Source organism: Arthrobacter cheniae, from assembly GCF_003602275.1.
Lineage (GTDB): Bacteria > Actinomycetota > Actinomycetes > Actinomycetales > Micrococcaceae > Arthrobacter_D > Arthrobacter_D cheniae.
On the sequence record NZ_QZVT01000009.1, the window covers coordinates 92,222 to 118,350 of the forward strand.

The window sequence follows — 26,129 nt, forward strand, 5'->3', positions numbered from 1 at the left end:
ATGCCCCTTACAAGGAGGTAGGACGTTGGCAGGTTACTTCAAGCTGGTGGATGCACATGACAATGGATTCCGCGTGAAACTGACCGCTCCCGATGGAACGCTGGTCGCGGTCTCGACCTTCTACGAGTCGAAGGAAGAGGCGATCGCCGGGATCGACCTCATCCGGGAGATCGCCGGAACGGGTCCCGTGGTGGATCACAGTCGTGATGAATCGCCCGAGGAGGACGAACCATTTCTCGGCCTGCAGGCCCCCGCCGGCCGTGAGGATGCGGTGCGGCACGACGCCTGAGGGTGGTTCCGGGAACCGGCGGAAGGAGGTGCGTGGCTTCGGTGTACGACTGTATACACTGGCGCCGATCGTGGAATAGACTGGGGATATTCCACAATCTCTCTGAAGGGAGCCAACGTCATGTCGACCGCGGACTCATTCGGCGCGAAGGGCGTACTCGATGTCGCCGGCGCTGAATACGAAATTTTCAGGCTAGGTGCGGTCGAGGGTGCCGAGAACCTCCCGTTCAGCCTCAAGGTCCTGCTGGAGAACCTGCTCCGCACCGAAGACGGTGCGAACATCACCGCGGATCACGTACGCGCCCTCGCGCAGTGGGATGCAGCAGCGGAGCCGAGCACCGAGATCCAGTTCACCCCTGCGCGTGTCATCATGCAGGACTTCACGGGCGTCCCCTGCGTCGTCGACCTCGCAACGATGCGTGAGGCCGTCGTCGACCTCGGAGGCGACCCCAAGCGCGTCAACCCGCTGGCGCCCGCAGAGATGGTGATCGACCACTCCGTGCAGATCGACGCCTTCGGTAATGCCGGCGCCCTCGAGCGCAACATGGAGATCGAATACCAGCGCAATGGCGAGCGTTACCAGTTCCTCCGCTGGGGCCAGACCGCGTTCGACGATTTCAAGGTCGTCCCGCCGGGCATGGGCATCGTGCACCAGGTCAACCTCGAGTACCTGGCCCGCACCGTCATGACCCGCGAGGTCGACGGAGTGCTCCGCGCCTACCCCGACACCTGCGTCGGCACCGACTCGCACACCACGATGGTCAACGGCCTCGGCGTGCTCGGCTGGGGCGTCGGCGGCATCGAGGCTGAAGCAGCAATGCTCGGCCAGCCCGTCTCCATGCTCATTCCGCGCGTCGTCGGCTTCAAGCTGACCGGTGAGATCCCTGCCGGCGCCACCGCTACGGACGTCGTCCTCACCATCACGCAGATCCTGCGCAAGCACGGTGTGGTCGGCAAGTTCGTGGAGTTCTACGGGGAGGGCGTCGCCTCCGTGCCGCTCGCCAACCGCGCCACGATCGGCAACATGAGCCCCGAGTTCGGATCGACCGCCGCGATGTTCCCGATCGACGACGTTACGCTCGACTACCTGCGGCTCACCGGCCGCCCCGCCGAGAATGTCGCCCTCGTCGAGGCCTACGCCAAGGAGCAGGGACTCTGGCACGATCCGTCCCGCGAGATCCGCTTCTCCGAGTACCTCGAACTGGACCTCTCCACGGTCGTCCCCTCGATCGCCGGACCGAAGCGCCCCCAGGACCGCGTGGAGCTCACCGCGTCGAAGAGCCAGTTCCGCGAGGACCTGCGCAACTACTCGAACGATCCCGAGCTGCACTTCGCGCCCGGCGGCACCGTCGACGAGTCCTCGCAGGAGAGCTTCCCGGCCTCGGACTCCCCGAGCTTCACCCCCGGCACGACTTCCTCGGTCACGGACGAGAATTCCGAACCCCGTGAGACCGTCGGGGCCGGAGCCGGTGGTTCCCGCCCGTCCAGGAAAGTCAGCGTCACCATGAAGGACGGACGCGAGTTCGAGCTCGATCACGGTGCCGTGAGCATCGCGTCGATCACCTCGTGCACCAACACCTCCAACCCGTCGGTCATGCTCGCCGCCGCCGTGCTCGCCCGGAACGCCGTCGAGAAGGGCCTCGTGTCCAAGCCATGGGTCAAGACGTCCGTGGCCCCGGGCTCGAAGGTCGTCACCGACTACTACGAGAAGTCCGGACTGATCCCGTACCTGGAGAAGCTCGGCTTCTTCACGGTCGGCTACGGCTGCGCTACGTGCATCGGTAACTCCGGCCCGCTCGAGGACGAGATCTCGCAGGCCATCCAGGACAACGACCTCGCGGTCACCGCCGTCCTGTCCGGCAACCGGAACTTCGAGGGCCGTATCAACCCGGACGTGAAGATGAACTACCTGGCCTCACCGCCGCTGGTGGTCGCCTACGCCCTGGCCGGCACCATGGACTTCGACTTCGACAACGAGCCCCTCGGCCAGGACGAGTCGGGAACCGACGTCTTCCTAAAGGACATCTGGCCGAACCCGGTCGAGGTCCAGAAGGTCATCGACGACTCGATCGACGTCGAGATGTTCACCTCGAGCTACGCGACGATCTTCGAGGGCGACGACCGCTGGAAGTCGCTGCCCACGCCCGACGGCGATACCTTCGCCTGGGATCCCGAGTCCACGTATGTGCGGAAGCCACCGTATTTCGACGGCATGCAGCGCGAGGCGAGCCCGGTCGAGGACATCGACGGTGCACGCGTCCTGCTGAAGCTCGGCGACTCGGTCACCACCGACCACATCTCGCCCGCCGGGTCCTTCAAATCGGACACCCCTGCCGGCCGCTACCTGACCGAGAAGGGCGTGCAGCGCAAGGACTTCAACTCCTACGGCTCGCGCCGCGGAAACCACGAGGTCATGATCCGCGGCACGTTCGCGAACATCCGCATCAAGAACCAGCTGCTCGACGGCGTCGAGGGCGGGTTCACGAGGGACTTCTCCCAGGCGGATGCGCCGCAGGCAGCCGTGTACGACGCCGCGGAGAACTACCGCGAAGCGGGTATCCCGCTGGTGGTCCTCGCCGGGAAGGAATACGGCTCCGGATCGTCGCGTGACTGGGCGGCCAAGGGCACCGCACTGCTGGGCGTCAAGGCAGTCATCGCCGAGAGTTACGAGCGCATCCACCGCTCGAACCTCATCGGCATGGGCGTCCTGCCGCTCCAGTACCCCGAAGGGCAGAACGCGGAGAGCCTCGGCCTCACGGGCACGGAGACGTTCGCCGTCGGCGGCGTGACCGAGCTCAACGAGGGACGCACGCCCCGCACCGTCAGGGTCACCGCGACTCCGGCCGACGGTGGCAGCGCCATCGAATTCGACGCGGTGCTCCGCATCGATACGCCGGGTGAAGCGGACTACTACCGCAACGGCGGCATCCTGCAGTACGTGCTGCGCCAGCTCGCCAGCTAGCGTCCACGAGGTTCCGGGCCGGGGGTTTCCGCTCCCGGCCCGGACCGTCCGCAGGGCCTACCGCCCTGTCACCCGATCCACGACGAACCGAGGGGGCGACATGGCCGAGTCCGTCGAAGTGTCGGCGCGCGTGGACGGCGACACCATTTTCCGCGTCCTGCGCAGCGAGATCCTCGCCGGCCTGCACCCTCCGGGGACGGCGCTGCGGGAAGTTGTCATCTCCGAGCGCTTCGGGGTGTCCCGGACTCCTGTTCGGGAAGCACTCAGCAGGCTTCAGCATGAGCGGCTGCTCGAGCGGGCCGCGCGTGGCCTGCAGGTCCCGCAGATCGACCCGCAGGAGGTCATCCAGATCTACGACCTGCGCGTCATGCTCGAGGAGGAAGCCGCCGGCCAGGCGGCCCTGAACAGGGGGGCTGCGGACCTCATGCGGCTCGAGGCCCTGCTGGAACGCGATCGAGGCGTCGTCGACCCCGACGACACGACGAAGGTGACCAACAACCTCGAGTTCCACACCTCGCTCTGGGCCGCCGCGCGTAATCCGATCCTCATGGATCTCCTGGAGCGGCTCTCGACCCACCTCATCCACACACCCCGCTCCACCCTTTCGGTGGGGAACCGGTGGCAGGAAGTGCTGCTCGAGCACGAGGCCCTCATCAGCGCCATCACCGAGCAGCGCAGCGATGATGCGAGGGCTATCGCCCGGAACCACATGGAGACGGCGCGCACCCTCCGCCTGCAGCTGCTCCGCACCACCGCGGCGGACTGACCGTGGCCGACTCCCGCCGGCGGCTCCTCCTCGATGTCGACACGGGGATCGACGACGCCGTCGCCCTTCTGTACCTGCTCGCGACGCCGGGCGTCTCCATCGAGGCCATCACCTGCACCGCGGGCAACGTGGGCGCCCGGCAGGTGGCCACCAACAACCTCGCGCTGCTCGAGCTGTGCGGGCACGCCGGCGTCGAGGTGGCCGTCGGCAGCGAGGTACCCCTCACGATCCCGCTCGTCACGACGGAGGAGACGCACGGCGACCAGGGCATCGGCTATGCCGTCCTGCCGCCGCCCCGAGGGCACATCTCCGGGCGGCACGCCGTCGACGTCTGGCTCGAAGCGGTCCGCTGCCATCCGGGTCAGGTCACCGGCCTGGTGACGGGGCCGCTCACCAACCTCGCCCTCGCCATCCGGGCGGAGCCTGATCTGCCCATGCTCCTGAAGGGCCTCGTCATCATGGGTGGCGCCTTCAACTACCCCGGCAACACGACGCCCGTCGCCGAGTGGAACATCCACGTCGACCCACACGCCGCGAAGGAAGTCTTCGCCGCGTACGAGGGCCTGCCGCACGGGAAGCTGCCGGTGGTATGCGCGCTCGAGACGACGGAGCGGATCGAGTGCACGCCGGCGCACGTCGACGCGGTCGCGCGCGCAGCCGGAGCAGGGCGGGAGCTGCTCGACCCGGACGGACCCGCAGGAGCGCGCAGCAGCAGTGACAACGCCGTCGTCGCCTGCCTGTCGGATGCACTGCGCTTCTACATGGAGTTCCACCGGCTCTACGACCAGGGGTACGTCGCACACCTGCACGACCTGTTCGCCGCGATGGTGGCTACAGGCGAGGCGGGCTTCGAGGAACGCCTCGCCACGGTCGACGTCGAGACGGAGTCATCGCTGACCGTCGGGCAGACCGTCGCGGACTTCGCCGGGATGTGGAAGCGCGCGCCGAACGCGCGGATCGTCTCGGGCAACGAGCCAAACGCCGTCTTCGAGCTGATGGTCCGGCGGCTCTCGCACCTCGCGAGGATACACGGCTGAGCCGGGGCTCGTCCGCCCTGCGCACGCCCGGACGTGACCGGTCCTACCCGGCTCAGTCAGCCCGACCGGAGGGATACCCCGGTACACTGGAGCTGCCCCGCACTGCTGCGCGGGCGGCGCCGAGGTGACATGAGGTGCAGTTCACCTCTCCCGTCGCGCCCAAGGAATATCGTGAGTTCACCCCTGACCCTTGCCCCCGGACACAGCTCCGAGCGCCCCCGTCGCATGCTCCTCGTCCTCGGCGGAGCACTCATCCTCGCCACGTACCTGTTCCTCGTGACCGTCCAGCCGACCGAGATCGCAGGCGGGGTCGGCAGCACGGCGTCGCTCGTCTCGCTCTTCGGCTTCCTGGGCGGCGGAGCTCTGCTCGTCGGCGGAATCCTGCCGATGCTGACCACCAGCTCCCTGGTGGTCATGCCGCTCGGCATCGCGCTTAACATCGCCATCGGACAGATCGCCGGATCACTCGGAATGCAGATCTACCTCGACGCCATCGGCACGGTCCTCGTCGCCGTCCTCGCCGGCCCTGCAGCGGGCGCGGCCACCGGTGCGCTCAGCAACGCGATCTGGGGGCTCTTCAACCCGTTCGCGCTGCCTTTCGCGGCCGGCGCCGCACTGATCGGACTGCTCGCCGGCCTCGCGGCGAAACACGGGGCGTTCCGCCGCGTGTACCTCGCACCGGTCGCCGGGCTGGTGGTCGGGGCGATCGGGGGACTCGTCGCGGCACCGGTGGCGGTCTTCATGTTCGGCGCGGCCGGGACGTTCGGCACCAATGCCATCATCGCCGTCTTCCGGTCCATGGGGGACAAGCTGCTGGTCGCCGCCACCAAGCAGGGACTGCTCTCGGATTCACTGGACAAGATCGTCGTCTTCGTCATCGTGGCGCTGATCGTCTACGCGCTGCCCCAGCGTGCCGTACGCCAGTTCCCCTTCGCGCGGACCTACCGCGTCCTCGGCAACCGGAGTGGTCGTCGCGCCCCGCAGCCGACGTCCGGAATCGGCACCCCCGCCGCCTGAGCCATGCCGCGCCGCAGGATCTACAACCCCCTGACCGAACTGCTCGCCGCGGCTCTGCTCGTGGTGCTCGTCCTCGTCGTCAACCGGTGGGAGTTCTCCTTCGCCGTCCTGGTGCTCGTCGTGCTTCCCGCTGTGCTCCTGTCCGGCAGGATTCGGCAGATCAGCCTCGCGATCCTCCTGGTAGCAGGGCCGCTGCTGCTCTCATCGCTCCTGCTCCACGGGCTCTTCTACCCCGAGGGTCGCGTGATCCTCCTGGACTTCGGCGTGGCCCGCGTCACGCAGGAGGGGTTGTCCTTCGCGGCGGTCATGGGCCTGCGCATGGGCGTGTTCACCGGCGTGCTGCTGACGGTCGCCATGACGCTCGACATCCCCGACCTCCTTGCCACCATGACCCACCGTCGATGGAACAGGAAGCTCGTCTTCATTCTGGGATCCGCCGTCGGGATCCTCCCCCATGTGGCGTTGCGGGCGCGCCAGATCACCCGTGCCCAGCAGGCTCGCGGGCTCGTCGTCGGGCGTGAACCGATCTCGCGCTTCCGTGCGCTCCTGACCGTCACGACGCCTCTGGTCATCGGCCTCCTCGTCGACGCGTCGGAGCGGAACCACATGCTCCAGGCCCGCGGCTTCTCATCCTCCGTTCCCCGCACGAGCTACCTTCCCGATACCGACACTCCACGTCAGCGCTGGGCGCGGCGCGGGATGGCCGTCGCCGTCGGGGCCTTCTCCGTCCTCTGGCTCGGGGCCGGAGTGCTTCCATGATCAGGCTGGAGAGCGAATCGTTCGCGTACGACGACGGTGTCCCGCTCCTGACGGGCGTCTCGCTCGCGGTGCAGCCGGGGGAGTACGTCGTCATCGCGGGGGCCTCGGGATCCGGCAAGACGACCCTGGCGCGGCTTCTCGCAGGGTTGGTCGGGGCCGACGCCGGGTCCACCTTCCGTGGCTCGATAACACTCGACGGGCAGGCTGTCCGCTTTCGTGGTCTGCCAACCGATCCGCGCATCGACCCCGCGGCCTGGAGCGCCGCCGTGGCATTCGTCGCGCAGGGTGCGTGGGCCCAGCTGTCCATGATGTCGGCGACCGTCGGCGAGGAGATCGCCTTCGGCCCGTCCAACCGGGGCATGGCACCCGAGCGCCTGCGTGCGGCCGTCGACGATGTTGCAGCGGCCCTGAAGTTGACGTCACTGCTGGACCGCGATCCGCGTCGGCTTTCCGGAGGGCAGCTGCAGCGCACGATCATCGCGGCGGCCGTCGTGCAGCGCCCCCGGATCCTCGTTCTCGATGAGCCGTTCCAGGGCCTCGATGAGGGTGCGACGGCGGATGTGGCTGCGGCACTCGATGCCCTGCGGGAGGGCGGGACGGGGGTCGTGGTTTGCGAACCGATGCTTCCGCGGAGCGCCCCCGACATGGCCCGTGTCCTCGCGCTCCACGACGGGCATCCGGTCTTCGACGGGCTCCTCGTCGAGGCGCGCGGTGCAGGACTCCGGCGGTACGGCATCGGCGTTGCCGGCGATCCGCCCATGCCCGGTACCGGCGCTGCGCTCGGCGGATCCGGCGACGACGCCGGCTACTCCGGTGCCCCTCCCGGGCCGACAGGATTCCCTTCCCCGGGTCCCGAACGGATCGCGATGACCGACGTCTGTTTCCGCCACCCCGAGGACAGGCGGACAGCGGGAGCTCCCGGGGACGCGCCCGCCCCGCCGGGGCTGAGCGGCGTCAGCCTGTCCGTCCGCGCGGGCGAGATCCTGGCCGTGCGGGGCGCCAACGGATCGGGCAAGTCCACGCTCCTTCAGCACCTCAACGGGCTGCACAGGGCGGACAGCGGAACCGTGGTGGTCGGCGGGGTCCCGATCCTGAACCAACCGACGGGCACCCTCGCCACCGCCGTCGGCTACCTGTTCCAGGACACGGACCAGCAGTTGTTCGAGCGGACTGTGCTCCGCGAGGTGTCCTACGGCCCCAGGGCAGGTGGACGGCCCCGGGTAGAAGCCCTCCGGCGTGCCTCCGACGCGCTGGAGACCGTGGGGCTCGGACCGGCGGGAGAAGCCCACCCGTATGAGCTGGGCTTCGTGCAGCGGCGGCTCGTGGCGCTCGCGTCCATCATCGCCACGGGGCCGGCCGTCTGGGCACTCGACGAACCGACCGCAGGCCTCGACGAGCCCGCGCGGACGAAACTCGCCGCCCTGCTGGCCCTGCATGCACGGGGCGGTGGTGCGGTGGTGATGGCCACCCACGACGCGACCTTCGCGGAGGCAGTGGCGCACAGGACCATCTGGCTCGAGGGCGGCCGCATCCGCCCTGCGCCTCCTGCGCACGGCCGGTGATCGAGCGCCCGTCCGTCGGGTCCAGCGCCTAGGGTGGACGGCATGGACGTTCTGCGGGAGAGACACCGGACCATCCGCACGGCCGGAGCTGAGCTCGCCGTCTTCGAGTACGGGCTGGACCCGAGCCCTGGCGCCCCGACGATGGTCCTCCTACACGGCTACCCCGATGACCACAGGGTGTTCCACCCGGTCCTCCGGGAACTCGCGGCGACACACCACCTCGTCGCGTTCGACACCCGCAACGCGGGCAGGTCACGGACCCTCGACGGCGCCGGTTTCAGCCTCGTGGAACTCGTCGACGACGCCTTCGCCGTCCTCGCGGCCATCGATGCTCCGGGCGGGGTGCGCCTGGTCGGCCACGACTGGGGCTCGATCCAGGGCTGGGCGGTCATCCAGGACGAGCGCGCCGACGGACTGATCCTCGATTACACCAGCATCTCGGGGCCGGACCTCCGTCACTTCGCCCGCTGGCTGCGGAGCCGCTTCACCAGGCCGGGATCGGTGCCCCAGGGAGTGGGGCAGGTGCTGCGCAGCTGGTACGTCGGTGCCTTCCAGCTTCCCGTGCTGCCCGAGATCTTCTGGAAGCCCATCATGACGCGCCGCTACGAGTTTGCTGCTCGACGCGACGTGGGATCGGATCCGATCCGCGGCCTGGCCCTCTACCGCGCGAACATGTTCACCGCGGCCGGGCCTCCGCGGCGTCGTCGCATCACGATCCCCGTCCACGTGATCGTGCCGCTGAAGGATCCCTTCCTCTCGCCCCACCTCGTCGACGGGCTGGAGGACTGGGTGGAGGACCTGACCGTGACGAGTGTCCCCGGCGGCCACTGGTGGGTGGCCTCGCGGCCCCGCGCTTTCGCGGAACTGCTCGACCCTGCACTGCGGAACCAGGACGACGGCGCCTAGCCCGGCCGGCAGCTGACCGGTGCCCTAAGCCTCCAGAAGGCCCCGGATGTCCTCCGCCGTGAGGGCTGAACTGAAGACGGCGTCGTCGTCCATGACCGAGGTGAACAGCTTCGCCTTCTGCTCCTTGAGCTTCATGACCTTCTCCTCGATGGTGCCCTTGGACACCATGCGGTAGACCATGACGTTCTTCGTCTGCCCGATGCGGTGCGTGCGGTCCACGGCCTGCGCCTCGGACGCCGGGTTCCACCAGGGGTCCAGCAGGAAGCAGTAGTCCGCTTCGGTCAGGTTGAGGCCGAAGCCGCCGGCCTTGAGGCTGATGAGGAAGACGGGCGCCTTGCCGTCCTTGAAGGAGTCGATGACCTCGCCGCGGCTGCGCGTGGAGCCGTCCAGGTAGGCGTACTCGATGCCGCGCGCGTCGAGCTGCTCGGCTGCCTTCTTGAGGTAGGACGTGAACTGGCTGAAGACGAGGGCGCGGTGGCCCTCGGCGATGATGTCGTCGAGGTTCTCGAACAGCACCTCGAGCTTCGCGGACGGTACGCCGTTGTGCTCCGGATCAACCAGGGACGCATCGAGGCTGAGCATGCGGAGCAGCGTCAGCGACCGGAACACGATCATCCGGTTGCGGTTCATGTCCTCGATCAGCCCGAGGAGCTTCTGCCGCTCGCGCTGCAGGTATGTCTCGTAGATATGACGGTGCTCGGGGTGCAGCTCCACCTCCAGGATTTGCTCCTGCTTCGGCGGGAGGTCCGAGGCCACAGCTTCCTTGGTGCGTCGCATCATGAGTGGGCGGATGCGCTTGCGGAGGCGTACCAGCGGACGGTTGTCGCCGATCTTCTCGATCGGCGTCCGGTAGTCCTCCGTGAACTTCCTCGGCGAGGGGAAGAGGCCCGGCGCAACGATGTTGAAGAGCGACCACAGCTCCATCAGGTTGTTCTCCATCGGCGTTCCGGTGATCGCCAGCTTGAACGGCGCGTCGAAGTCCTTGGCCGCCTGGTGGACCTTGGATGCACGGTTCTTGACGAACTGCGCCTCATCGAGGACGAGGCCGGACCACGAGAGGGCCTGGTACGCCGGGAAGTCGAGCCGGAAGAGGGTGTAGGACGTGATGACGACGTCGGCGTCGGCCACCTGATCGAGGATCGACAGGCCCGAGGCGCCCTGGGTGTCGGAGATGGAGACGACCTTGAGGCCCGGAGCGAACCGGTGGGTCTCGTTCGACCAGTTCGGCACGACGGACGTGGGGGCGACGACGAGGAACGGGGACGCCAGGCCGGTGCTCTCCTTCGCGTACACCATCAGGGCAAGAGCCTGCAGTGTCTTTCCGAGTCCCATGTCATCGGCCAGCACGCCGCCGAGCTGGTGCCGCCACAGGAACGCGAGCCAGCTGAACCCCTCGGCCTGGTACGGCCGCATCTCCGCAACGATCCCCGCGGGTGGCGGGGTGGGGGCGACGTCCTTGAGTTCGAGCAGCCCGCTCACGGCGTCGCGCCAGGACTGTGCCTGCTCCGTCTCCTCCGCGAGGTCCTCGAAGTCGGCCCACAGCCCCGCCTGGTAGCGGCTGATCTGGAGGCTGGATTCGGGGTCCCACTCGCTCAGGGCCCGCGCTTCCTCGATGAGGTCCCGCAACTGGTCGAAGACCGGCTGCTCGAGGGAGAGATAGGTGTTGTCGACGAGTTTGAGCTTCTTCCGGCCCTGCGCGAGGGCGCGGAAGATCGAGTCGAAGGGGATGCTGCGACCGCTCACGGTGACCATGACACCGAGGTCGAACCAGTCGCGGTTGTCCGTCTCCACGGTGCTGATGCGCAGCGTGGGCGTCTCCGTCAATTCACGGTAATCGGGCTTCTCGCCGACCACGTCGATCCGCACGCCGTCGAGCTCCAGGAGCCGAGGCAGCACGTCCTCCGCGAACTCGACCGCCTGCATGTCCTCGAGCTTCAGGGTCTTGAGCGCGAACGGGCCGAGCACGTGGCGCGCTGCGGAGGCGATTGCATCCTCGGCGTCCGCGTCGCGGTAGCCGTCCTCGCTGCCGGGGCCACCCCTGCGGAAGGGGCGGCGCTGTACGGTGTCGCCGAGCGGGTAGTCGAAATTCCACTCGAGGGACACAGAGCCGTCCGCGCCGTACGCGGTTGTCAGCACGAGCACGGGCGGCTCGATCTCGGGTAGCTCCACGCTGCCGTCGCTGCTGTCCACCTGGATGGACTGCCGCAGCTTCGGGTAGTACTCCTGCAGGAACAGGGAGGTCTCCTCCTCGGGCACGAGGACGGGCCGGCCGCGCTGCAGGAGCTCGATGTCCTTCGGCGTCAACTTACGCGACGTCGGCGCGAGCGTGATGGTGTCATCCGCGGCAACCGTATAGACGCCGTGGGTGCTGATGACGTGGGCGGTGTCCGACGGATGCCGCCGGCCGTCGACGTCGAGCGCAGGCCAGAGCTGGAGGGAGCCCTCCTCCGTCCGGGTGGCGTCCAGCTTGAGCGTGGCGCGGGTGGCCAGCTCGATGGTGACGGACTTCTTCGAGCCCACGAAGGCGATGCCCAGGCGTTGCGCCTCGTCCAGCAGTTGCCAGAGCAAAGGGTTGCTGAAGTCGTCGAGGTACAGCCAGGAGTCGTTGTTTCCGAAGTAGTTCACTCCCGTGCCCCGGTGCAGGGCGGGGAACTGTGAGAACCAGCGGTGCTGGTCGGCGTCGAGCTTCAACCCGTACGTCTGGTAGCTGATGCTGCCCCAAGACAGGTTGTTCTTGATCCACTTGCCCTTGCCGTTCTGGCTGACCGGCCGGACACCGAGGCGCGTGTTGAGGGTGCGCTGCCCCTGGCGTTCCGCGGCAGATCCCCACCGCTGCACCGCCACCTCCGGGGTTCGTAGTTCGAACTGCAGGCCGAGAGGTGTCAGGGGGGCGGCGCTCCCCGTGGAGGGCTCGTCGTCGGCCTCGAGGAGGTCCGTGAGGGACGCCTGCCAGCCTTCCGGGGCCGACGGGCGGGGAGCCGAGCGTGCTCCGAGGTCACGTTCGTGCTGCGCGAGGAGGTTCTCCGTGTTGCTCTGCAGCGCGGTGGCGGCAACATGCTTGCAGTCCGCGCCCACGGGGCAGCTGCAGAAATTTTCGAGAGGGCGGAAGCGGCCGTCGCCCTTCACGCCGAGACGGAGTTTGGTCCGATAGTCGTTCGGTGCGCTGCCGCGGACCTTGCCGGTCAGGAGCTTCGAGTCGGAGTCCCAGGCGAGGGAGCTGACGGCGCCGTCCTTCGCGTAGGTCTGCCCACGCTGGAACGCAGCACCTCCCACGATTCGGATGATGTCTGTGACATCGACCATGGGGTGGCTGGAAATGGGCATAATTCCATGCTCTCACGGTGTGGTGACGCTCAGCGGCCAGCGTCGATGCACTTTCGCTATCGGCTGTCAGCCCATCGCCGACCGGCGATGCCCGTCCGGTCCCTGCCCTACTGTTAGCAAGGGGACTGATCATCAGCGAGTGGTGGAGCGAAAGAAGGCGCACGTGTTCGAGGCAGCAAGCATCATCTATGCGGCGGCAGGCCTTGCCGTGTTCGCCGCCGCGCTGCTGCCCCGGCTGCTGATGCGCGCCCCGGTCTCCATGCCCATGGTGTTCCTCGCCGCCGGCATCCTGGTCTTCAGTTTCGCCAAGGACCTGCCCGACCCGGACCCCGTCGCCTACAGCGACGTCACCATCCACCTCAGCGAGGTGTGCGTCATCATCTCCCTGATGGGCGCCGGCCTCGCCCTCGACCGGAAGGTGGGCCGGCGCCGGTGGTCGACCACCTGGCGCCTCCTCGGAATCGCGATGCCGCTGTGCATCCTCGCGGTGATGCTCATGGGGATGTGGATGCTCGGACTCGGGCTCGCGTCCGCACTCCTGATTGCCGCGTCCCTCGCGCCGACCGATCCCGTGCTGGCCTCCGAGGTACAGGTGGGCGAGCCGTCGGAGTCCGAGGAGGACCTCGAGGCCGAGGACGAGGTGCGCTTCGGGCTCACGTCGGAGGCGGGGCTCAACGACGGGCTGGCCTTCCCGTTCGTCTATCTGGCCATCCTCATCAGCACGGTCGGGATGTCCCCCTCCGCCTGGTTCCCCGAGTGGATCCTGCTCGACGTGCTCTGGCGCATGATCATCGGCTGCGCTGTCGGATTCGGCATGGGCAAGCTGCTGGCCCGCATCTTCTTCAGCTCACCGATCAAGAGCGTGCGCCTCGCCAATTACTCGGAGGGATTCGTGGCGCTCGCGGCCACGTTCCTGACCTACGGGGTCACCGAGGCGATCGAGGGATACGGCTTCATCGCGGTCTTCGTCTGCGCGGTCACCATCCGTACCGGAGAGCAGACCCATGGATATCACGGCGTGCTGCACAGCTATATCGAGCAGCTCGAGCGACTCCTGACCGTCGTCGTGCTCGTCCTGCTGGGCGGCGCCGTTGCACGCGGCCTGCTCGAGGGACTGCGTCCGCTGGAAGTGGTGGTCGCCGTCGCGTTCATCCTCCTGGTCCGGCCGCTCACCGCCTGGGTCAGCCTCGCCCGAGGGAAGACCGGGCCATGGGAGCGGGGCGTGCTGGCGTTCTTCGGCGTCCGCGGCATCGGTTCCATCTACTACCTCAGCTACGCGCTGTCCAAGGGCGAGTTCGCGGCGGACGAATCGGCTCTGTGGCGTATCGGAGGCCTCGTCATCGTCCTGTCGATCGTCATCCACGGCATCACGGCAGCTCCGGTCATCAACGCGCTCGACCGCGCCCGGCAGCGCAAGGCGCGCGAGCAGGGCGACGAGGCGCAGGCCCCGAACACGCCCGTCTAGCGCTTGCGGGCGGGGAGGGCATCCCGTTCCAGGGCTGCCCGGACCACGAGCCCGCCGACCAACGCCCAGAACGCCCCTCCGATGCCGAGGACTGACAGTCCCGACGCTGCGAGGAGGAACGTCACGGCTCCGCTCATCCGGCCCGTCGCCTCGCTGAACGAAGAGGTCACCGCCGTCGCCATGGTGCCGATCAGGGCGAGGCCGGCCACCGCTTCCACGAGGCCGGCCGGGGCGGCGCCCACGACGACGACGAGCGCCCCCGACACCCCCGCGAGCACCAGGTAGGTGATGCCCGCGGTGAGGGCGGCAATCCACCGGCGGTCCCGGTCCGCGCCGGCGCCCTCACCGGCGGACAGTGCCGCGGACAGGGCTGCGAGATTGACGGCGTGGCCGCCGAAGGGAGCGACAGCGGCGGTGCCGACCCCGGTCACGGCCAGGGCCGACCGCCACGGTGCCCGATAGCCGAAGGATGAGAGGACGGCCACGCCGGGCAGGTTCTGGGAGGCCATCGTCACGACGTACAGCGGCAGGGCGATGCCGATGACGGCGGCGGGATCGAGCACCGGGAGGGTGAGAGCGAGGGACGGCGCCAGGGACGATGCCTCGATCACTGTCCCGTCGAGGGTGAGCTGCAGGCCGATCACCACGAGGGCCGCGACGAGTGCGAGCGGTACAGCCCACTTCGGCGCGATCGCCGAGGACACGAGCCATACGAGGATGACCGGCAGCACCAGCAGCGGGATGGTGCCGATCGACTGGAACGGTGCGAGGCAGAGCGGCAGCAGGACCCCTGCCAGCATCGCCTGCGCGAGATGCTGCGGGATCCGTGCCACGAGCCTGCCGAGCCACGGGATGGCGCCGGTGAGGGCGATCAGGACGCCCGTCACCATGAATGCTCCCACCGCGGCGGGCCAGCCGCCTGCCGGTATGGCCGCTCCGGCGAGCAGCGCGGCACCTGGCGTGGACCAGGACAGGGTGACGGGGATGCGGTACCGGAGTGCGAGCAGGACGATGCCGAGCCCGATCACGGCGGTCAGTGCCAGCAGCCCCGACGCCGCCTGCTCCGGCGTCGCTCCGGTTGCGCGAAGCCCCGCCAGGACGACGGCGAACGAGGACGTGAACCCGACGAGGGCGGTGACGATACCCGCGAGCACGGGCTCGTTCACGCCGGGCCGGACGGTCGGGGTGTGCACCGCGGTCTCCTGTCCTGCAGCGCTGCTGCGCCCGCCCGGTCGGTCGGAGTGTTCTGTATATGGAACGGTAAGCGTAGGATGCCGGCATGCCCGAGGACAACCCTGACCGGAATGTGTCGCTGAGGAACGCGGTCGCCCGGCGTATCACCTCCCTGCGCCACGAGAAGCGCTTGTCGCTGAGCTCTCTCGCCACCGAGGCGGGGATCGGGAAAGGTACGCTCTCGGAACTCGAGGCCGGGACGCGGAACCCCACCCTCGGGACGCTCTACGCGCTCGCGGGACCGTTGGGGGTGCCGCTCACGGGGCTCGTGGGGGATGAGGTGGGGCGCAGTGTCTCCGACGGCGTCGTCGACGCCCGGCTGCTGTCGGTGCGGACGCATGACGACGGCGGCACCACCGAGGTCTTCTGGCTCACCGTCGCAGCCGGAGGGACACGGGTGTCGCCGCCACACAGGCCCGGGACGACCGAGCACCTCCGCGTGGTGCGGGGGAGTGCACGGGTGGGGGAGCAGGGGTCGGAACAGCTGCTGGCCGCCGGCGCATCGCATTCGTGGAGCGGAGACACCACGCACAGCTACTCGTCACCGGACGGTGCCGAGGGCGTCCTCGTCATCGAGACGCCGGAGAACGTCGCCTGATCAGGTCGAGCGTGTCAGGAGTTGCGCGCCTGCTCGAGGAGCCGTTGGATGGCCTCGAGCTCGTCACTCAGCGACTGCAGGCGGGCGGAGTTGTTCTCGACGGCGAGCTCGCGGACGAGGAGATCCTGGCGCTCGCGAAGGGCGGCTTCGGTCGGGGGCAGATCGCTGTTCGGCATGCAACAAGTCTGTCAGAGCGCTCCGCGCGTCGGTGTGGGATGCGCCACGGAGGCCATGTTTCGACGTGCGGACGGAAATAGATGCGCCCAGGCAACCGTTCCCTCCACAGGTCCGCGGTTCGAACCGCCGCCAACAGCAAGAATCGAGAGGCACCTCCCATGACCGTTCCCCTGTCCATCCTGGATCTCGCACAGGTCGCCGAAGGGTCCACGCCCGCGGAGACCTTCGCTTCGAGCGTAGTGCTCGCGCAGCACGCGGAGACCTGGGGCTACCGCCGCATCTGGTATGTCGAGCACCACAACATGGGCAGCATCGCGTCCTCCGCGACAAGCGTGCTCATCGCGCACATCGCCGCCCACACCTCGAGGATCCGTCTCGGTTCCGGCGGCGTCATGCTGCCCAACCACTCGCCTCTGACGATCGCCGAGCAGTTCGGCACACTGGAGAGCCTGCACCCGGGCCGCATCGACCTCGGCCTCGGACGTGCACCCGGCAGCGACCAGAACACCGCCCGTGCGCTTCGCCGTGATCCCATGGCGGCCGACAGTTTCCCGCAGGACGTCCTCGAACTCCAGGGATACCTGACGGGTGAGACGCGCGTACCCGGCGTGCAGGCCACCCCCGGCCGTGGCACAAACGTCCCCCTGTACATCCTCGGGTCCTCGCTCTTCGGTGCACGGCTCGCCGCCGCCCTGGGTCTTCCTTTCGCATTCGCGTCCCACTTCGCACCCCAGGCACTGCAGGAGGCCGCCGGCATCTACCGCCGGGAGTTCCAGCCATCGGCCCAGGCGGACAAGCCGCACTTCATCGCCGGCCTGAACGTCATCGCCGCCGACAGTGCGAGCGATGCCCACCACGAGTTCCACGAGGCCATGCTGCGCCGCGTCACACTGCTGCTCGGCCGCGGGCAGACCTTCAGTCGGGAGGAATCCGAGGCCATCCTCGCCTCGCCGGGGGGCCAGCAGATGAGCGAGATGGCACGCTTCAGTGCGGTCGGCACGCCCGATGTCGTCAGGGACTACCTCGAGCGATTCGCAGCGCAGGTCGAGGCTGACGAACTCATCGTCGCGACCCAGGCCGGCACCACGGAAACCTGGCTCCGCTCCTTCGAACTGCTGGCCGGAGCCATGCATCCGGTCGCTGTCTAGGGCTACCCGAAAGTTACGAAAACAAGGAACTTTCGTCTCCTGCTTGCCATTACCCACCAACGTTTGGTTAAGTAGGACCCAGTTGTAGTGTTGCGCATTTGTATTTCGCGCGGTTTAGCCCTCGCGGGACAGACCGCGTCTCTGAAAAAGCGGAAAGCACGCCGCGACTGGGGCGTTCCGAAAGTCGGAGCGCGTCTGAATTTCAGAAGGATAAACAAAAATGGCAACAGGTACCGTGAAGTGGTTCAACGCTGAAAAGGGCTTTGGATTCATTGCTCCCGACGACGGAAGCGCAGACGTGTTCGCACACTTCTCCGCCATCAACGCAAGCGGCTACCGCTCGCTTGATGAGAACCAGAAGGTCAGCTTCGACACCGAGCAGGGCCCCAAGGGTCCTCAGGCGTCGAACATCCAGCCCCTCTAAGGCTCGGATTCTCCGCTAGATCTTTTCGAGTGAGGCAGGTCGGACTTCGGTCCGGCCTGCTTCGTCGTTAAGGCGCGGTGTCCCCGGGTGTCCTCAGGCCCTGGTTCCGCAGAGACCGATGAACGCGCCGAGCTCCTCGAGCGCCGACGGCGTCGACGGCATGTGGTGCGTGAGCCGTGGCGAGCGGATGATGACGGCGCGCCACTGGCCGCGCGAGACGGCCACGTTGATGCGGTTCCGGTTCAGCAGGAACCCGATCCCCCTCGGTGCTTCCGCCGCCGAGGATGCCGCCATGCTGACGATCACCACCACGGCCTGCTGGCCCTGGAACCTGTCCACCGTCCCCACCCGGACCTGTCCGTAACCGGCTGCGGCCAGCTCCTTCCGAACGAGCTGCACCTGGGCGTTGTAGGCCGCCACCACGAGGATGTCGGACTGGTGGAGCGGACGTTCCTCCGCTCCACTCTCCTCTGTCCAGGGGAGCCCGAGGTGCCGCTCCACCTGCTCGACGACCTCCACCGCTTCCTGGCGGGATGAGGTCGCGTTGTCCACGTGGTCGACCAGAACGCACTCGATACCGGGATCTGCGCCGTCGAACCGCCTCGCCCTCGCAGCGGGAGCGGTGGTCAGGCGTCCGTCATAGGCGAAGGCCGATACCGCGCCGCACAGCTCAGGGTGCATGCGCCACGTGTCCGCGATGAAGTAGCCGAACTCGGGAGGCAGCGTCGCATGACCGGCGGAGAGCCAGCCCAGCGCCGACTCGTCCACCGGTTCGGGATGCGTGCCCTGACTGACCTGCGGCAGCTGCTGCGGGTCACCGAGGAGGAGGAGCCTCCGGGCGGCACGTGCGACCGCCATGGTGTTAGCCAGCGAGAACTGTCCTGCCTCGTCGATGACCAGCAGGTCGAGCGACCCTGCGGGCACATTCCTGCCGGTCATCGTCCAGGCCGTGCCGCCGATGAGGCAGCCGCCCTGTGCGTCCACGAGGCGCGCGACATCGGTGTCCAACCGCTGCGTCCACGGTAGGTTCTGCTCCCCGTCCCTCGGTTTCTTCGCTACGAGGGAGTCGGGCACACCGGCTTCCATGGCGCGGCACAGCAGATTGTCGACGACCGCGTGCGACTGCGCGACGACGCCCACCTTCCAGCCGTGATCCACCAGCCGTGCGATCACCTCCGCACCGACGTGCGTCTTGCCGGTGCCCGGTGGTCCCTGTACCGCCAGGTAGGAGTTCGCCAGCCGGTGCAGGGCTGCAGTGATGGCCTCGGCGTACCCTTCGCCGCCCGCGGTCACCGGGGGCAGGGAGCCGCCGTCGTCCAGGCGAGGGGGTGTGCGCCGCAGGAGGTCCAGCGCCGGGCCCGCGGGGACCTCGGGCAGCACGCGCCCCACCTGGCCGGCGAGCTCGATGAGCGAGGCCTGGAGCGACGTCGTCATGATGGGTTGGTCGGGGGCGAGGGCCACCGGCAACGCGGGGCGTTCCTCCGCCCCGCGCCGCAGCTTCTCCCTGATGACGGCTGTGGTGAGGCCGTTCCCGTCCTCGGACAGTTCGGTCAGTTCCACCCCAAACCAGCCGCCGCGTCCCGTGCCGCCGCTGTCCGTGGTGTCGGCGCCATCGGGAACGGGGGCGTCGTAGATGGCGACATGGGAGCCGCCGTCCCGGAAGTCGGCACCGGCCTCCAGCCGGGCTGTGACCTCCAGGGTCCGCACCGGGTTCGACCGCGGGTTCGGCTTCGACCAGTCCAGGAGCACCTCGACCGATCGGAAGGCCATGACGTCACGGGACTGCTCCCACTCGGAGGCGGGTGCCGCCAGCCGGTCGAAGTGCGACCACCAGAACTGCTTCCGCTCACGCCGGTGATAGCCGACGGCGGCGGCGACGAGGGCGATGGCCCGCTGGTCGGGCTGGGCGGCGACATCCGGTGGCAGGTCGGCGAGGTATGCCTGGAGGCGTGCCTCCTCGGCGGGCAGCTCGACGGGAGCCGCCTCACCGACGTGCGTGCTGCCGGTGCCGGAATGCAGCACCACGGATGAGGGGGAGGCGGACGGCCGGGATCCCAGGGCGAGCAGCCAGTCCCGCAACCTGAGGGTGGAGAGGCAGTCGTACCGGTTGTAGTCGCTGATACCGGCGAGGATCTCCGCGGCAGCGCCGTCGTCGCCGTCGTCGCGCGCCTCGCAGTAGGCGGCATATGCGACCACCGAGGCGCCGGCGTCCGTGACATCGCCCGTGCGGAGAGTGCTTCCCATGTACAGGGGTTCGAGTTTCTTGAGGCTGTAGGAGCGCTCCGAGATACGCAGACTGTGCCGCACGGTGTCATACAGGTCGACGAGCACGCCGTCGCGCAGCAGCGTGTCCACGGCGTCCTCGCCGATGACGTGCACGAGGGACAGGCGCCGCAGTGCGGTCTTCTCGTATGCCGCGTAGTGGTAGATGTGCAGGTCGGGGTAGTGCCTCCGTCGATCCGCCACATAGTCGAGGAAGCGGATGAACGCCGTGCGTTCCTCAGCCCTGCTGTGGGCCCAGAATGGACGGAAGTGCGGTTCACCGGAAGCGCCTGAGTCACCGACGGGTTCCTCGACCACGCCGAACAGGTACTCGAGGCCCCAGCTCCCGTCGACCGGATCCTGCCAGAGCGGGTCACCCTCGAAGTCGAAGAAGATGTCACCGGGACTCGGTGCGGGCAGGGGGGACAGGGTGTTCTGCGGGAGCACCCGGTAGGACAGCGTGTGCTCCGTGCCCTCGGCGTCCTCGTAGGTCACCCCGCCGTCGACCTCGCCGAGGCCGACCTGCAGGCGCGCCTGGTCCTGCAGCCGGGTGAGGGTCGTATCCTCGGGCCGCCGCGGCATCGCGGCGAGCTGATCGATCGTCGTGATGCCCTCGCCGTGGAGCCTCGCCCTGCGATTCCCCGTCATCGATGCGACGAGCAGGAGGTCCCGGGTGGCCTCGACCCGCTCGGCACAGTAGTCGCACCGCCCGCAGGCGGGAACAGCAGGATCTCCCCATACCACCGGGTCGGGCTGGTTCCGGTGGTCGTCCACGAGGTCGAGAAAACGCGTGCGGCGCTCCCGGAACACCGGGAGGAGGTCCGTGAGGCTGTGCGTGCTCCTCGTGCGGTCCCCGAGCACGAGGGTCACCTCGGGCGATGCCGGGATTCCTGCTGCCTGCAACTGATCGCCGTAGGCCGCGAGCTGCAGCAGGGCGCCCACCTTCGCGTGACGCGCGAGCTTGGTATCCCATACGGCATAGGCGCCGTCCTCCTGCCGGACGAGGAAGTCGGAGCGGCCGTGGAACCTGCCGTCGAAGAAGGCCGCCTGGAACACCACCGACGCCCCGGAGCGCAGCGCGCGGACGGACTCCTCGTGCTTGGCCTCCAGGGTGGTGCGTTCCATGGACGCCGCGGGTTCGACGTCGTACACGCCCGTTGCGTTGTCGGGCGACCACAGGCCGTGCTGGGCGATCAGTTCGTTCAGCACCCTGTGCTCGTGCACGTCGCCGAGGTGGGCGGCCCGCTGCAGCATCTCGTCCGCGGCGAAGGAGGCACGGGGTGCCCGCCCCAGCTTTTCGTCGAGGACGCGGAGCAGCCGGTAGCCGCACTCCGACGCGGTGACGAGGTCCGTCGCGGAGAACACCAGGTCCGGGCGGGCTGCGGGGCTGCCGGTGTAGTCGAGCAGGAACATGGGTTGACAGCCTTTCGTCGGGAGGAACCAGTGCACCACGCACCACCGACGATCGTGTGACGGAGGTCTCAGGAGTGGGGCATGCCGAGCCCGACGGCGGGAACGACGTCGTTGTCGAGGACGCAGGCGGACGCAACGACAGTAAGGATACGCAGCGTGGCCCGGGCCGGCGGCAGCGGCCACTCGGCAGGGATGGAAGAATTGGCATGACCGACCACCGACCAGGAGCACTCCATGAACCCCCGCACGCTCTTCCGCACCGTCGCCGTCGCGGAGGCGGTGACCTGGGCCTTCCTGCTGCTGGGCATGTTCTTCAAGTACGTCACCCGCACCACCCCCGCGCTCGTGCCGCCTGCGGGCGCGGTGCACGGCTTCGTGTTCCTGTGCTTCGTGGTCGCCACCCTCTTCATCTGGATCAACCAGCGCTGGTCGATCGCAACGGGCCTGCTCGGACTCGCTTCCGCGATCGTCCCGTTCGCGACCGTCCCCTTCGAGCGCTGGATCGAGCGCCGTGGCCGGCTGACGGGCGGTTGGCGCCTCGCTCCGGGTGCCGAAGCGCCGAGGAACTCCGTCGAGACGTTGCAGGCGTGGGTGCTGCGGAGTCCGCTCGTGGCCCTGCTCGTCGCGATCGTCGGCATCTCCGTGGTCTTCTCCGTGCTGCTGCTCGTCGGGCCTCCCGGGTCAGCGAGTTGAGGGGGGACATGAAGGATCTTGCAGGCACCACGGATGACGAACGATTCTTCCTCCACAGCGGACGTCGCTGGCGCAGGACCGATCCGTCACTCCCCGACGACGTACGGGCGCGTCTGATGTCCCACCTCGGCCGTGGCCGCTCGGGAGTGCGTACCAGTGCCAAGGGCGACGACGGCGCAGCGCTGCCTCGCGCCCGGCGCACCGTGCAGCTCGCGAAGGAGGGGCTCGGTGAGCGGGGAACCCCCTGGTGGGAGCAGTCGCAGGCCGAGCGGACGGCGCGCTGGACGGCTGCGTTGGAGGAACTCGACGCGCTGCACCCGAAGCGGCCTGACAGCGCCATCCGCAAGCGTCCCGGCGATGCCTGAGCAGGTGTCCGATGCTGACCTTCGTGCAGAGATCCTGCGGATCGCCGAGCAGCGGGGGAGCAGCAAGACGCTCTGCCCGTCCGATGCTGCCCGGAGTATCGGTGGTGACACCTGGCGGGAGCTCATGCCCTCGGCCCGGCGCATCGCCTTCGAGCTCGCCGCGGAGGGACTCGTCGATGTCACGCAGCACGGCGACCGTGTGGAGTCCGACGTCCGAGGGCCCATCCGGATCCGCTGGGTCGACGAGCCGGCGCAGGAAGGACTCTCGCTGACGCCCTCGGAAAGCCCCTGAACGTAGGACGGTGTTGATCGATCGCGTGCGGCAAGCGGTCCCTGTCACCGGAACCCTTCCGCGCACAGCAGCCGCCGTGGACACTGCTCGGAGTGCCTACGACGGCTGCTGGTGATACCCGGGATGCGGTGCGGTTACGCCTTCGCGGTGCTGCGCCGCACGGCGTAGGTCCCGCCGGCTGCCGCGAGCACCAGGCCGCCGCCGAGGGCGATCAAGCCGGCCGGGTTCGAAGAAGGCTCGTTGGCTACACCGGTGTCGGCTCCGCCGGATGGCATGGCTCCCATCTGTGCCTTCATCAGCGTGCCGCAGAGCGCAGGCGACGTGGCCCCGAGGGGCAGGTCCGCCGTCAGGTCGCTCGGCGCGTTGAACGCCTCCGCCGTTGCCGGCGTGGTCGCCGGATCCAGTCCGTGGACGTTGATGACCGCCGTGCCGTTCTCGAGTGCAGCCATGGTGGGGGCGTCTACGGTGAAGGTGCGCTGGATGGCGTAGGTGCCACCCTGACCGCCGAGCTGCAGGTTCAGGGCTTCGGCAGGAGTTGTCGGGCCCGACGTGGTGACCGTGGTGACGATGCCTCCGTAGGCGGGGGCGCTCTCGGTGACGCTGATGATGCCGTCGGCGTTGGTGTCATTGGCCGGGGTAGGGCAGATCCCGGCTGATCCACCGTGAATGTGCTGGACGTGCGGGTACGGGGCGCCCATGAAGGTCTCGGCGAGGCCCGAGACCTGCAGGTTGATGGTCCCCTGGTCACCCACGACGTCCAGTGTGACCGTGCCGGTGCCCGTGGTGCCGTTGAGCTGTCCCAGGGTCGAGGAGTAGGTGCCATCGGCGGCCATGGCGGGGGCACCTGACAGGACGACGGCGCCCAAGGCGATGATGGGAACTGCGAGGAGGCTCTTCTTGTTCATCAGTCTGAATCCTTCACTGTGTGATCGGAACGGATCCCTCACCGGATCCGCATCAGGTGGAACTCGGAGCGCTCCGTCATATGGAACGGCTGTCCCGCGTGGTGGATCCCGATGGTGCTGCCGCGGGTCGCGCCCTCGGGTCTCATCCTGTCCCGGCACCCCCGCATGCAATAGCAGCGGCGCTGCCCGGGCCGGCCCCTTTACAAAGGGCGGATCCTCGGGGTGGTCGAGGGTTACTGGCCGCCGAGTCCCGACGTCGCGAAGCCCTTCACGATCTGCCGCTGGAACGAGAAGGTCTTCGAGGAGCGCTTCCTGTACCACGCGGACCGGCTCGGGTACCTGGTGTGGGGGGAGTTCGGGGACTGGGGCGTCTCGGGTGCCGGGCCGGTCGGACACAACCAGGCGCCGACGGCGAGCTTCATCACGCAGTGGCTACGCGCACCGCGTCCTCGACACCGACATCTACGACTCCCACTCCTATGAGCAGGATCCAGCGGCATTCGCCCTCGAGCAGGGCGGCCTCGCGCACAACGAGCCCTTCCTGAACCGCAACCACAACGACAAGGACTATTCCGTCCCGTACAGGGGCCAGCCCTTCTTCGTCTCCGAATTCGGGGGCATCTGGTGGAACGAGGAGGAGGCGGCCCATGCCGTCTCCGGCGACGACGAGTCAGAGTCCTGGGGCTACGGCCAGCGTGTCGCCGGCGAGGAGGACCCGTACGTGCGCTTCGAGGGCCTGTGCTCGGTGCTCATCGACAACCCGGACATGTTCGGGTACTGCCATACACAGCTCACGGACGTGTTCCAGGAGAAGAACGGCATCTATACCTTCGACCGCGCGGCGAAGCTCGACATCGCACGTATCCGGGCCATCCCGGACCGGGTGGCCGCGATAGAACTGGCGTCGCTCACGGCGGACGCGTAGGGCAGCAGGGCCACGGGCAGATGACGACGGCGGCACCCGCGTGGGTGCCGCCGTCGTCTGCCGTTGGCTGTTTGCCGGCTACTTCGCGGCGAGCTCGGGGTGGTGGAGCTCGGTGACGTCCGGGTGGGCGCGGACCCGGCCCTTCAGGACGTTCGACCCGTAGGAGGACAGCATGGGATTCTCGGGGTCGTCGGAGATGCCGCGCGCCGCCGCCCGCAATTCCTCCGTCAGTGGGACCGGTTCGATCACGGCGTCGAGCCTCGGCGACCAGAAGAATGGGATGGCATAGCGATCCACACCCGGTGCCGGCGACGTGACGCGGTGGATGGTGGCCGCGAGGTAGCCCTCGGTGGCCACCTCGAGCATCTCGCCGAGATTGACCACGAGCGCGCCGGGGATCGGCGTGACCGGAACCCACTCGCTCGCGCTGTGGGGGAGGACCTCGAGGCCACCGACCTCGTCCTGGAGCAGGAGTGTCACGAAGCCGTAGTCGGCATGGGCTCCGACGCCCTGGGACCCCGCTCCCTCCACTACGCCGCCGACGTAGTGGACGAGCTTGGCCATCCAGGCGGGTGTCCCCTCGAAGGGCTCGGCGAAGTAGTCCTCGGGAAGGTGGAGGGAGACGGCGATGGCCGAGAGAAGTTCCGCGCCCACCTCGGACATCAGTGCGGCCCAGGCCATGGCCTGGGTCTCCAGCTCGGGCAGTGCCTCGCGCGGCCAGAGGTTCGGACCCTGGAGCAGCCAGTACGGCTCGTCGTCAGGGTAGTCGGCAACGGGCTCCCGCTCGGGGGAGAAATCGATCTGTTCGCGTGCGTCGGGGCGACCGCGCGTGATCTCGGTGCCGAGTCCTGCATAGCCGCGGAAGTGGGGGGAGGTGCGGTTGTGGATCGCCAGGCGTTCCTCGAGGGGGAGGTCGAAGAAGCGGCTCGTCACGGAGAAGAGGTCGTCGACCTGCGTGGGGGCGGCACCGTAGTTGACGATGTGGAAGAAACCGACGGTGTGGGCGGCGTCGCGCAGCTCTTCGATGAACTCCGGGGTGAAGGAGCCATCGGCGGAACGTGCGGTACTGAGGTCAAGGGTGGGGATCGAACCCGGAGTGTGGTGCATGCGCAGGAGATTACGCCCGGTGGAAAGCACCGACCCCGTTTGCGTTACGCCATATTGCGTCACACATCATCAGGATCATGATCAGGACCCCCCAAGTCCGGCCAGTGCGCGCACGGCACGAAGGCCGCCGTCGGAGCCTGGCCAGTGGCGCTGCAGCGCGTCGGGGCCTGTGCGCCTCACCACCGCCCGGAGCACGACGGCGATCATGACGACGTCGTCCGCGTACCCGATGACGGGCAGGAAGTCCGGGACGAGATCGATCGGCAGGATCAGGTAGATCACGAGTCCGCCGAGCATGATGCGGTTCAGTCGGGGTAGTGCGCGGTCCGCTGCGAGGCGCCGGATCAGCCTGAGGAGGTCGGGTCCGAAGCGGAGGGCGTCCGTGAGGGAGATGACGTCCGGGTGTCGCCGGGCGTACAGGGCGAGGCCCAGCAGGAACAGGGCGTAGGCGAGCAACACTGCGATGACGGCCTGAATCACGATCTGCCAGTCCATGCGCGC

The 26,129-nt window shown here is 68.3% G+C and carries 23 protein-coding genes and 1 pseudogene; 16 read left to right on the plus strand and 8 right to left on the minus strand.

Translation table 11 applies throughout. The annotated features are described in order from the left end of the window. The first annotated feature begins 25 nt into the window (after nucleotides 1-25). The 8 genes from D6T63_RS15395 (at nucleotide 26) to D6T63_RS15430 (ending at nucleotide 9,297) form a co-directional block, all read left to right on the plus strand. The gene (locus D6T63_RS15395) at nucleotides 26-289 is read left to right on the plus strand and encodes a YegP family protein (RefSeq protein ID WP_182977034.1); all 264 of its coding nucleotides are present in this window, start codon (nucleotides 26-28) and stop codon (nucleotides 287-289) included. Nucleotides 290-409: 120 nt separating this feature from the next. Next, nucleotides 410-3,250: an aconitate hydratase gene (gene acnA / locus D6T63_RS15400; protein ID WP_120149943.1), complete on the plus strand. Its 2,841-nt coding sequence runs from the start codon at nucleotides 410-412 to the stop codon at nucleotides 3,248-3,250. Between the two features lie 100 nt (nucleotides 3,251-3,350). Beyond that, nucleotides 3,351-4,016 (plus strand): GntR family transcriptional regulator, encoded by a 666-nt coding sequence (locus D6T63_RS15405; protein ID WP_120149944.1) that lies wholly within the window; start codon nucleotides 3,351-3,353, stop codon nucleotides 4,014-4,016. A gap of 2 nt (nucleotides 4,017-4,018) precedes the next feature. After that, complete coding sequence (locus D6T63_RS15410; RefSeq protein WP_120149945.1) at nucleotides 4,019-5,053, plus strand: nucleoside hydrolase; 1,035 nt, start codon at nucleotides 4,019-4,021, stop codon at nucleotides 5,051-5,053. A gap of 171 nt (nucleotides 5,054-5,224) precedes the next feature. Then, entirely contained in the window at nucleotides 5,225-6,070 is an 846-nt protein-coding gene (locus D6T63_RS15415) for an ECF transporter S component (RefSeq protein ID WP_120149946.1), read from the plus strand. A gap of 3 nt (nucleotides 6,071-6,073) precedes the next feature. After that, complete coding sequence (locus D6T63_RS15420; RefSeq protein WP_120149947.1) at nucleotides 6,074-6,829, plus strand: energy-coupling factor transporter transmembrane component T; 756 nt, start codon at nucleotides 6,074-6,076, stop codon at nucleotides 6,827-6,829. After that, the gene (locus tag D6T63_RS15425) at nucleotides 6,826-8,391 is read left to right on the plus strand and encodes an ABC transporter ATP-binding protein (protein ID WP_120149948.1); all 1,566 of its coding nucleotides are present in this window, start codon (nucleotides 6,826-6,828) and stop codon (nucleotides 8,389-8,391) included. The genes D6T63_RS15420 and D6T63_RS15425 overlap by 4 nt, the downstream gene beginning before the upstream one ends. A gap of 42 nt (nucleotides 8,392-8,433) precedes the next feature. Then, complete coding sequence (locus D6T63_RS15430; RefSeq protein ID WP_120149949.1) at nucleotides 8,434-9,297, plus strand: alpha/beta fold hydrolase; 864 nt, start codon at nucleotides 8,434-8,436, stop codon at nucleotides 9,295-9,297. 24 nt (nucleotides 9,298-9,321) lie between these two features. On the opposite strand, the gene D6T63_RS15435 is transcribed toward D6T63_RS15430, so the two are convergent. Further along, nucleotides 9,322-12,621 (minus strand): DEAD/DEAH box helicase, encoded by a 3,300-nt coding sequence (locus D6T63_RS15435; protein ID WP_120149950.1) that lies wholly within the window; start codon nucleotides 12,619-12,621, stop codon nucleotides 9,322-9,324. Nucleotides 12,622-12,784: 163 nt separating this feature from the next. Between D6T63_RS15435 and D6T63_RS15440 the strand changes: the two genes are divergently transcribed. Further along, nucleotides 12,785-14,086: a cation:proton antiporter gene (locus D6T63_RS15440; protein ID WP_120149951.1), complete on the plus strand. Its 1,302-nt coding sequence runs from the start codon at nucleotides 12,785-12,787 to the stop codon at nucleotides 14,084-14,086. On the opposite strand, the gene D6T63_RS15445 is transcribed toward D6T63_RS15440, so the two are convergent. Next, entirely contained in the window at nucleotides 14,083-15,279 is a 1,197-nt protein-coding gene (locus D6T63_RS15445) for a benzoate/H(+) symporter BenE family transporter (protein WP_235830787.1), read from the minus strand. The genes D6T63_RS15440 and D6T63_RS15445 overlap by 4 nt on opposite strands. A gap of 86 nt (nucleotides 15,280-15,365) precedes the next feature. Here D6T63_RS15445 and D6T63_RS15450 point away from each other — a divergent pair, with 86 nt between their 5' ends. Next, complete coding sequence (locus tag D6T63_RS15450) at nucleotides 15,366-15,917, plus strand: helix-turn-helix domain-containing protein (RefSeq protein ID WP_120149952.1); 552 nt, start codon at nucleotides 15,366-15,368, stop codon at nucleotides 15,915-15,917. A gap of 14 nt (nucleotides 15,918-15,931) precedes the next feature. On the opposite strand, the gene D6T63_RS19305 is transcribed toward D6T63_RS15450, so the two are convergent. Further along, complete coding sequence (locus D6T63_RS19305; RefSeq protein WP_182977035.1) at nucleotides 15,932-16,093, minus strand: hypothetical protein; 162 nt, start codon at nucleotides 16,091-16,093, stop codon at nucleotides 15,932-15,934. 159 nt (nucleotides 16,094-16,252) lie between these two features. On the opposite strand from D6T63_RS19305, the gene D6T63_RS15455 reads away from it, so the two are divergent. After that, the gene (locus D6T63_RS15455; RefSeq protein ID WP_120149953.1) at nucleotides 16,253-17,242 is read left to right on the plus strand and encodes an LLM class flavin-dependent oxidoreductase; all 990 of its coding nucleotides are present in this window, start codon (nucleotides 16,253-16,255) and stop codon (nucleotides 17,240-17,242) included. A 220-nt stretch (nucleotides 17,243-17,462) separates the two neighbouring features. Then, entirely contained in the window at nucleotides 17,463-17,666 is a 204-nt protein-coding gene (locus D6T63_RS15460) for a cold-shock protein (RefSeq protein ID WP_026533290.1), read from the plus strand. A gap of 93 nt (nucleotides 17,667-17,759) precedes the next feature. Here D6T63_RS15460 and D6T63_RS15465 read toward each other — a convergent pair whose 3' ends face one another. Together D6T63_RS15465 and D6T63_RS19310 are read right to left on the minus strand one after the other, a co-directional pair. Further along, nucleotides 17,760-21,341 (minus strand): TM0106 family RecB-like putative nuclease, encoded by a 3,582-nt coding sequence (locus tag D6T63_RS15465; RefSeq protein WP_120149954.1) that lies wholly within the window; start codon nucleotides 21,339-21,341, stop codon nucleotides 17,760-17,762. A gap of 68 nt (nucleotides 21,342-21,409) precedes the next feature. After that, entirely contained in the window at nucleotides 21,410-21,559 is a 150-nt protein-coding gene (locus D6T63_RS19310; RefSeq protein WP_182977036.1) for a hypothetical protein, read from the minus strand. 16 nt (nucleotides 21,560-21,575) lie between these two features. Here D6T63_RS19310 and D6T63_RS15470 point away from each other — a divergent pair, with 16 nt between their 5' ends. From D6T63_RS15470 to D6T63_RS15480, 3 genes are read left to right on the plus strand one after another with little or no spacing between them, the layout of a single operon-like run. Further along, on the plus strand, nucleotides 21,576-22,034 hold the full coding sequence (locus D6T63_RS15470) for a DUF3817 domain-containing protein (RefSeq protein ID WP_120149955.1): 459 nt from the start codon (nucleotides 21,576-21,578) through the stop codon (nucleotides 22,032-22,034). An 8-nt stretch (nucleotides 22,035-22,042) separates the two neighbouring features. Further along, nucleotides 22,043-22,399, plus strand: a complete 357-nt coding sequence (locus D6T63_RS15475) for a hypothetical protein (RefSeq protein WP_120149956.1) — start codon at nucleotides 22,043-22,045, stop codon at nucleotides 22,397-22,399. Further along, the gene (locus D6T63_RS15480) at nucleotides 22,392-22,691 is read left to right on the plus strand and encodes a DUF3253 domain-containing protein (RefSeq protein ID WP_120149957.1); all 300 of its coding nucleotides are present in this window, start codon (nucleotides 22,392-22,394) and stop codon (nucleotides 22,689-22,691) included. Before D6T63_RS15475 ends, D6T63_RS15480 begins: the two co-directional genes overlap by 8 nt. 134 nt (nucleotides 22,692-22,825) lie before the next feature. Here the strand turns inward: D6T63_RS15480 and D6T63_RS15485 are convergent, their stop codons facing one another. After that, on the minus strand, nucleotides 22,826-23,596 hold the full coding sequence (locus D6T63_RS15485) for a CHRD domain-containing protein (RefSeq protein WP_120149958.1): 771 nt from the start codon (nucleotides 23,594-23,596) through the stop codon (nucleotides 22,826-22,828). Between the two features lie 180 nt (nucleotides 23,597-23,776). Between D6T63_RS15485 and D6T63_RS15490 the strand changes: the two are divergent. After that, a pseudogene (locus D6T63_RS15490) lies at nucleotides 23,777-24,521 on the plus strand (beta-galactosidase); the annotation flags it as partial. A 78-nt stretch (nucleotides 24,522-24,599) separates the two neighbouring features. On the opposite strand, the gene D6T63_RS15495 reads toward D6T63_RS15490, so the two are convergent. Both D6T63_RS15495 and D6T63_RS15500 read right to left on the minus strand, forming a co-directional pair. Beyond that, the gene (locus D6T63_RS15495; protein ID WP_120149960.1) at nucleotides 24,600-25,628 is read right to left on the minus strand and encodes an isopenicillin N synthase family dioxygenase; all 1,029 of its coding nucleotides are present in this window, start codon (nucleotides 25,626-25,628) and stop codon (nucleotides 24,600-24,602) included. An 81-nt stretch (nucleotides 25,629-25,709) separates the two neighbouring features. Continuing rightward, nucleotides 25,710-26,123 (minus strand): YkvA family protein, encoded by a 414-nt coding sequence (locus D6T63_RS15500; RefSeq protein WP_120149961.1) that lies wholly within the window; start codon nucleotides 26,121-26,123, stop codon nucleotides 25,710-25,712. Nucleotides 26,124-26,129: the final 6 nt, after the last annotated feature.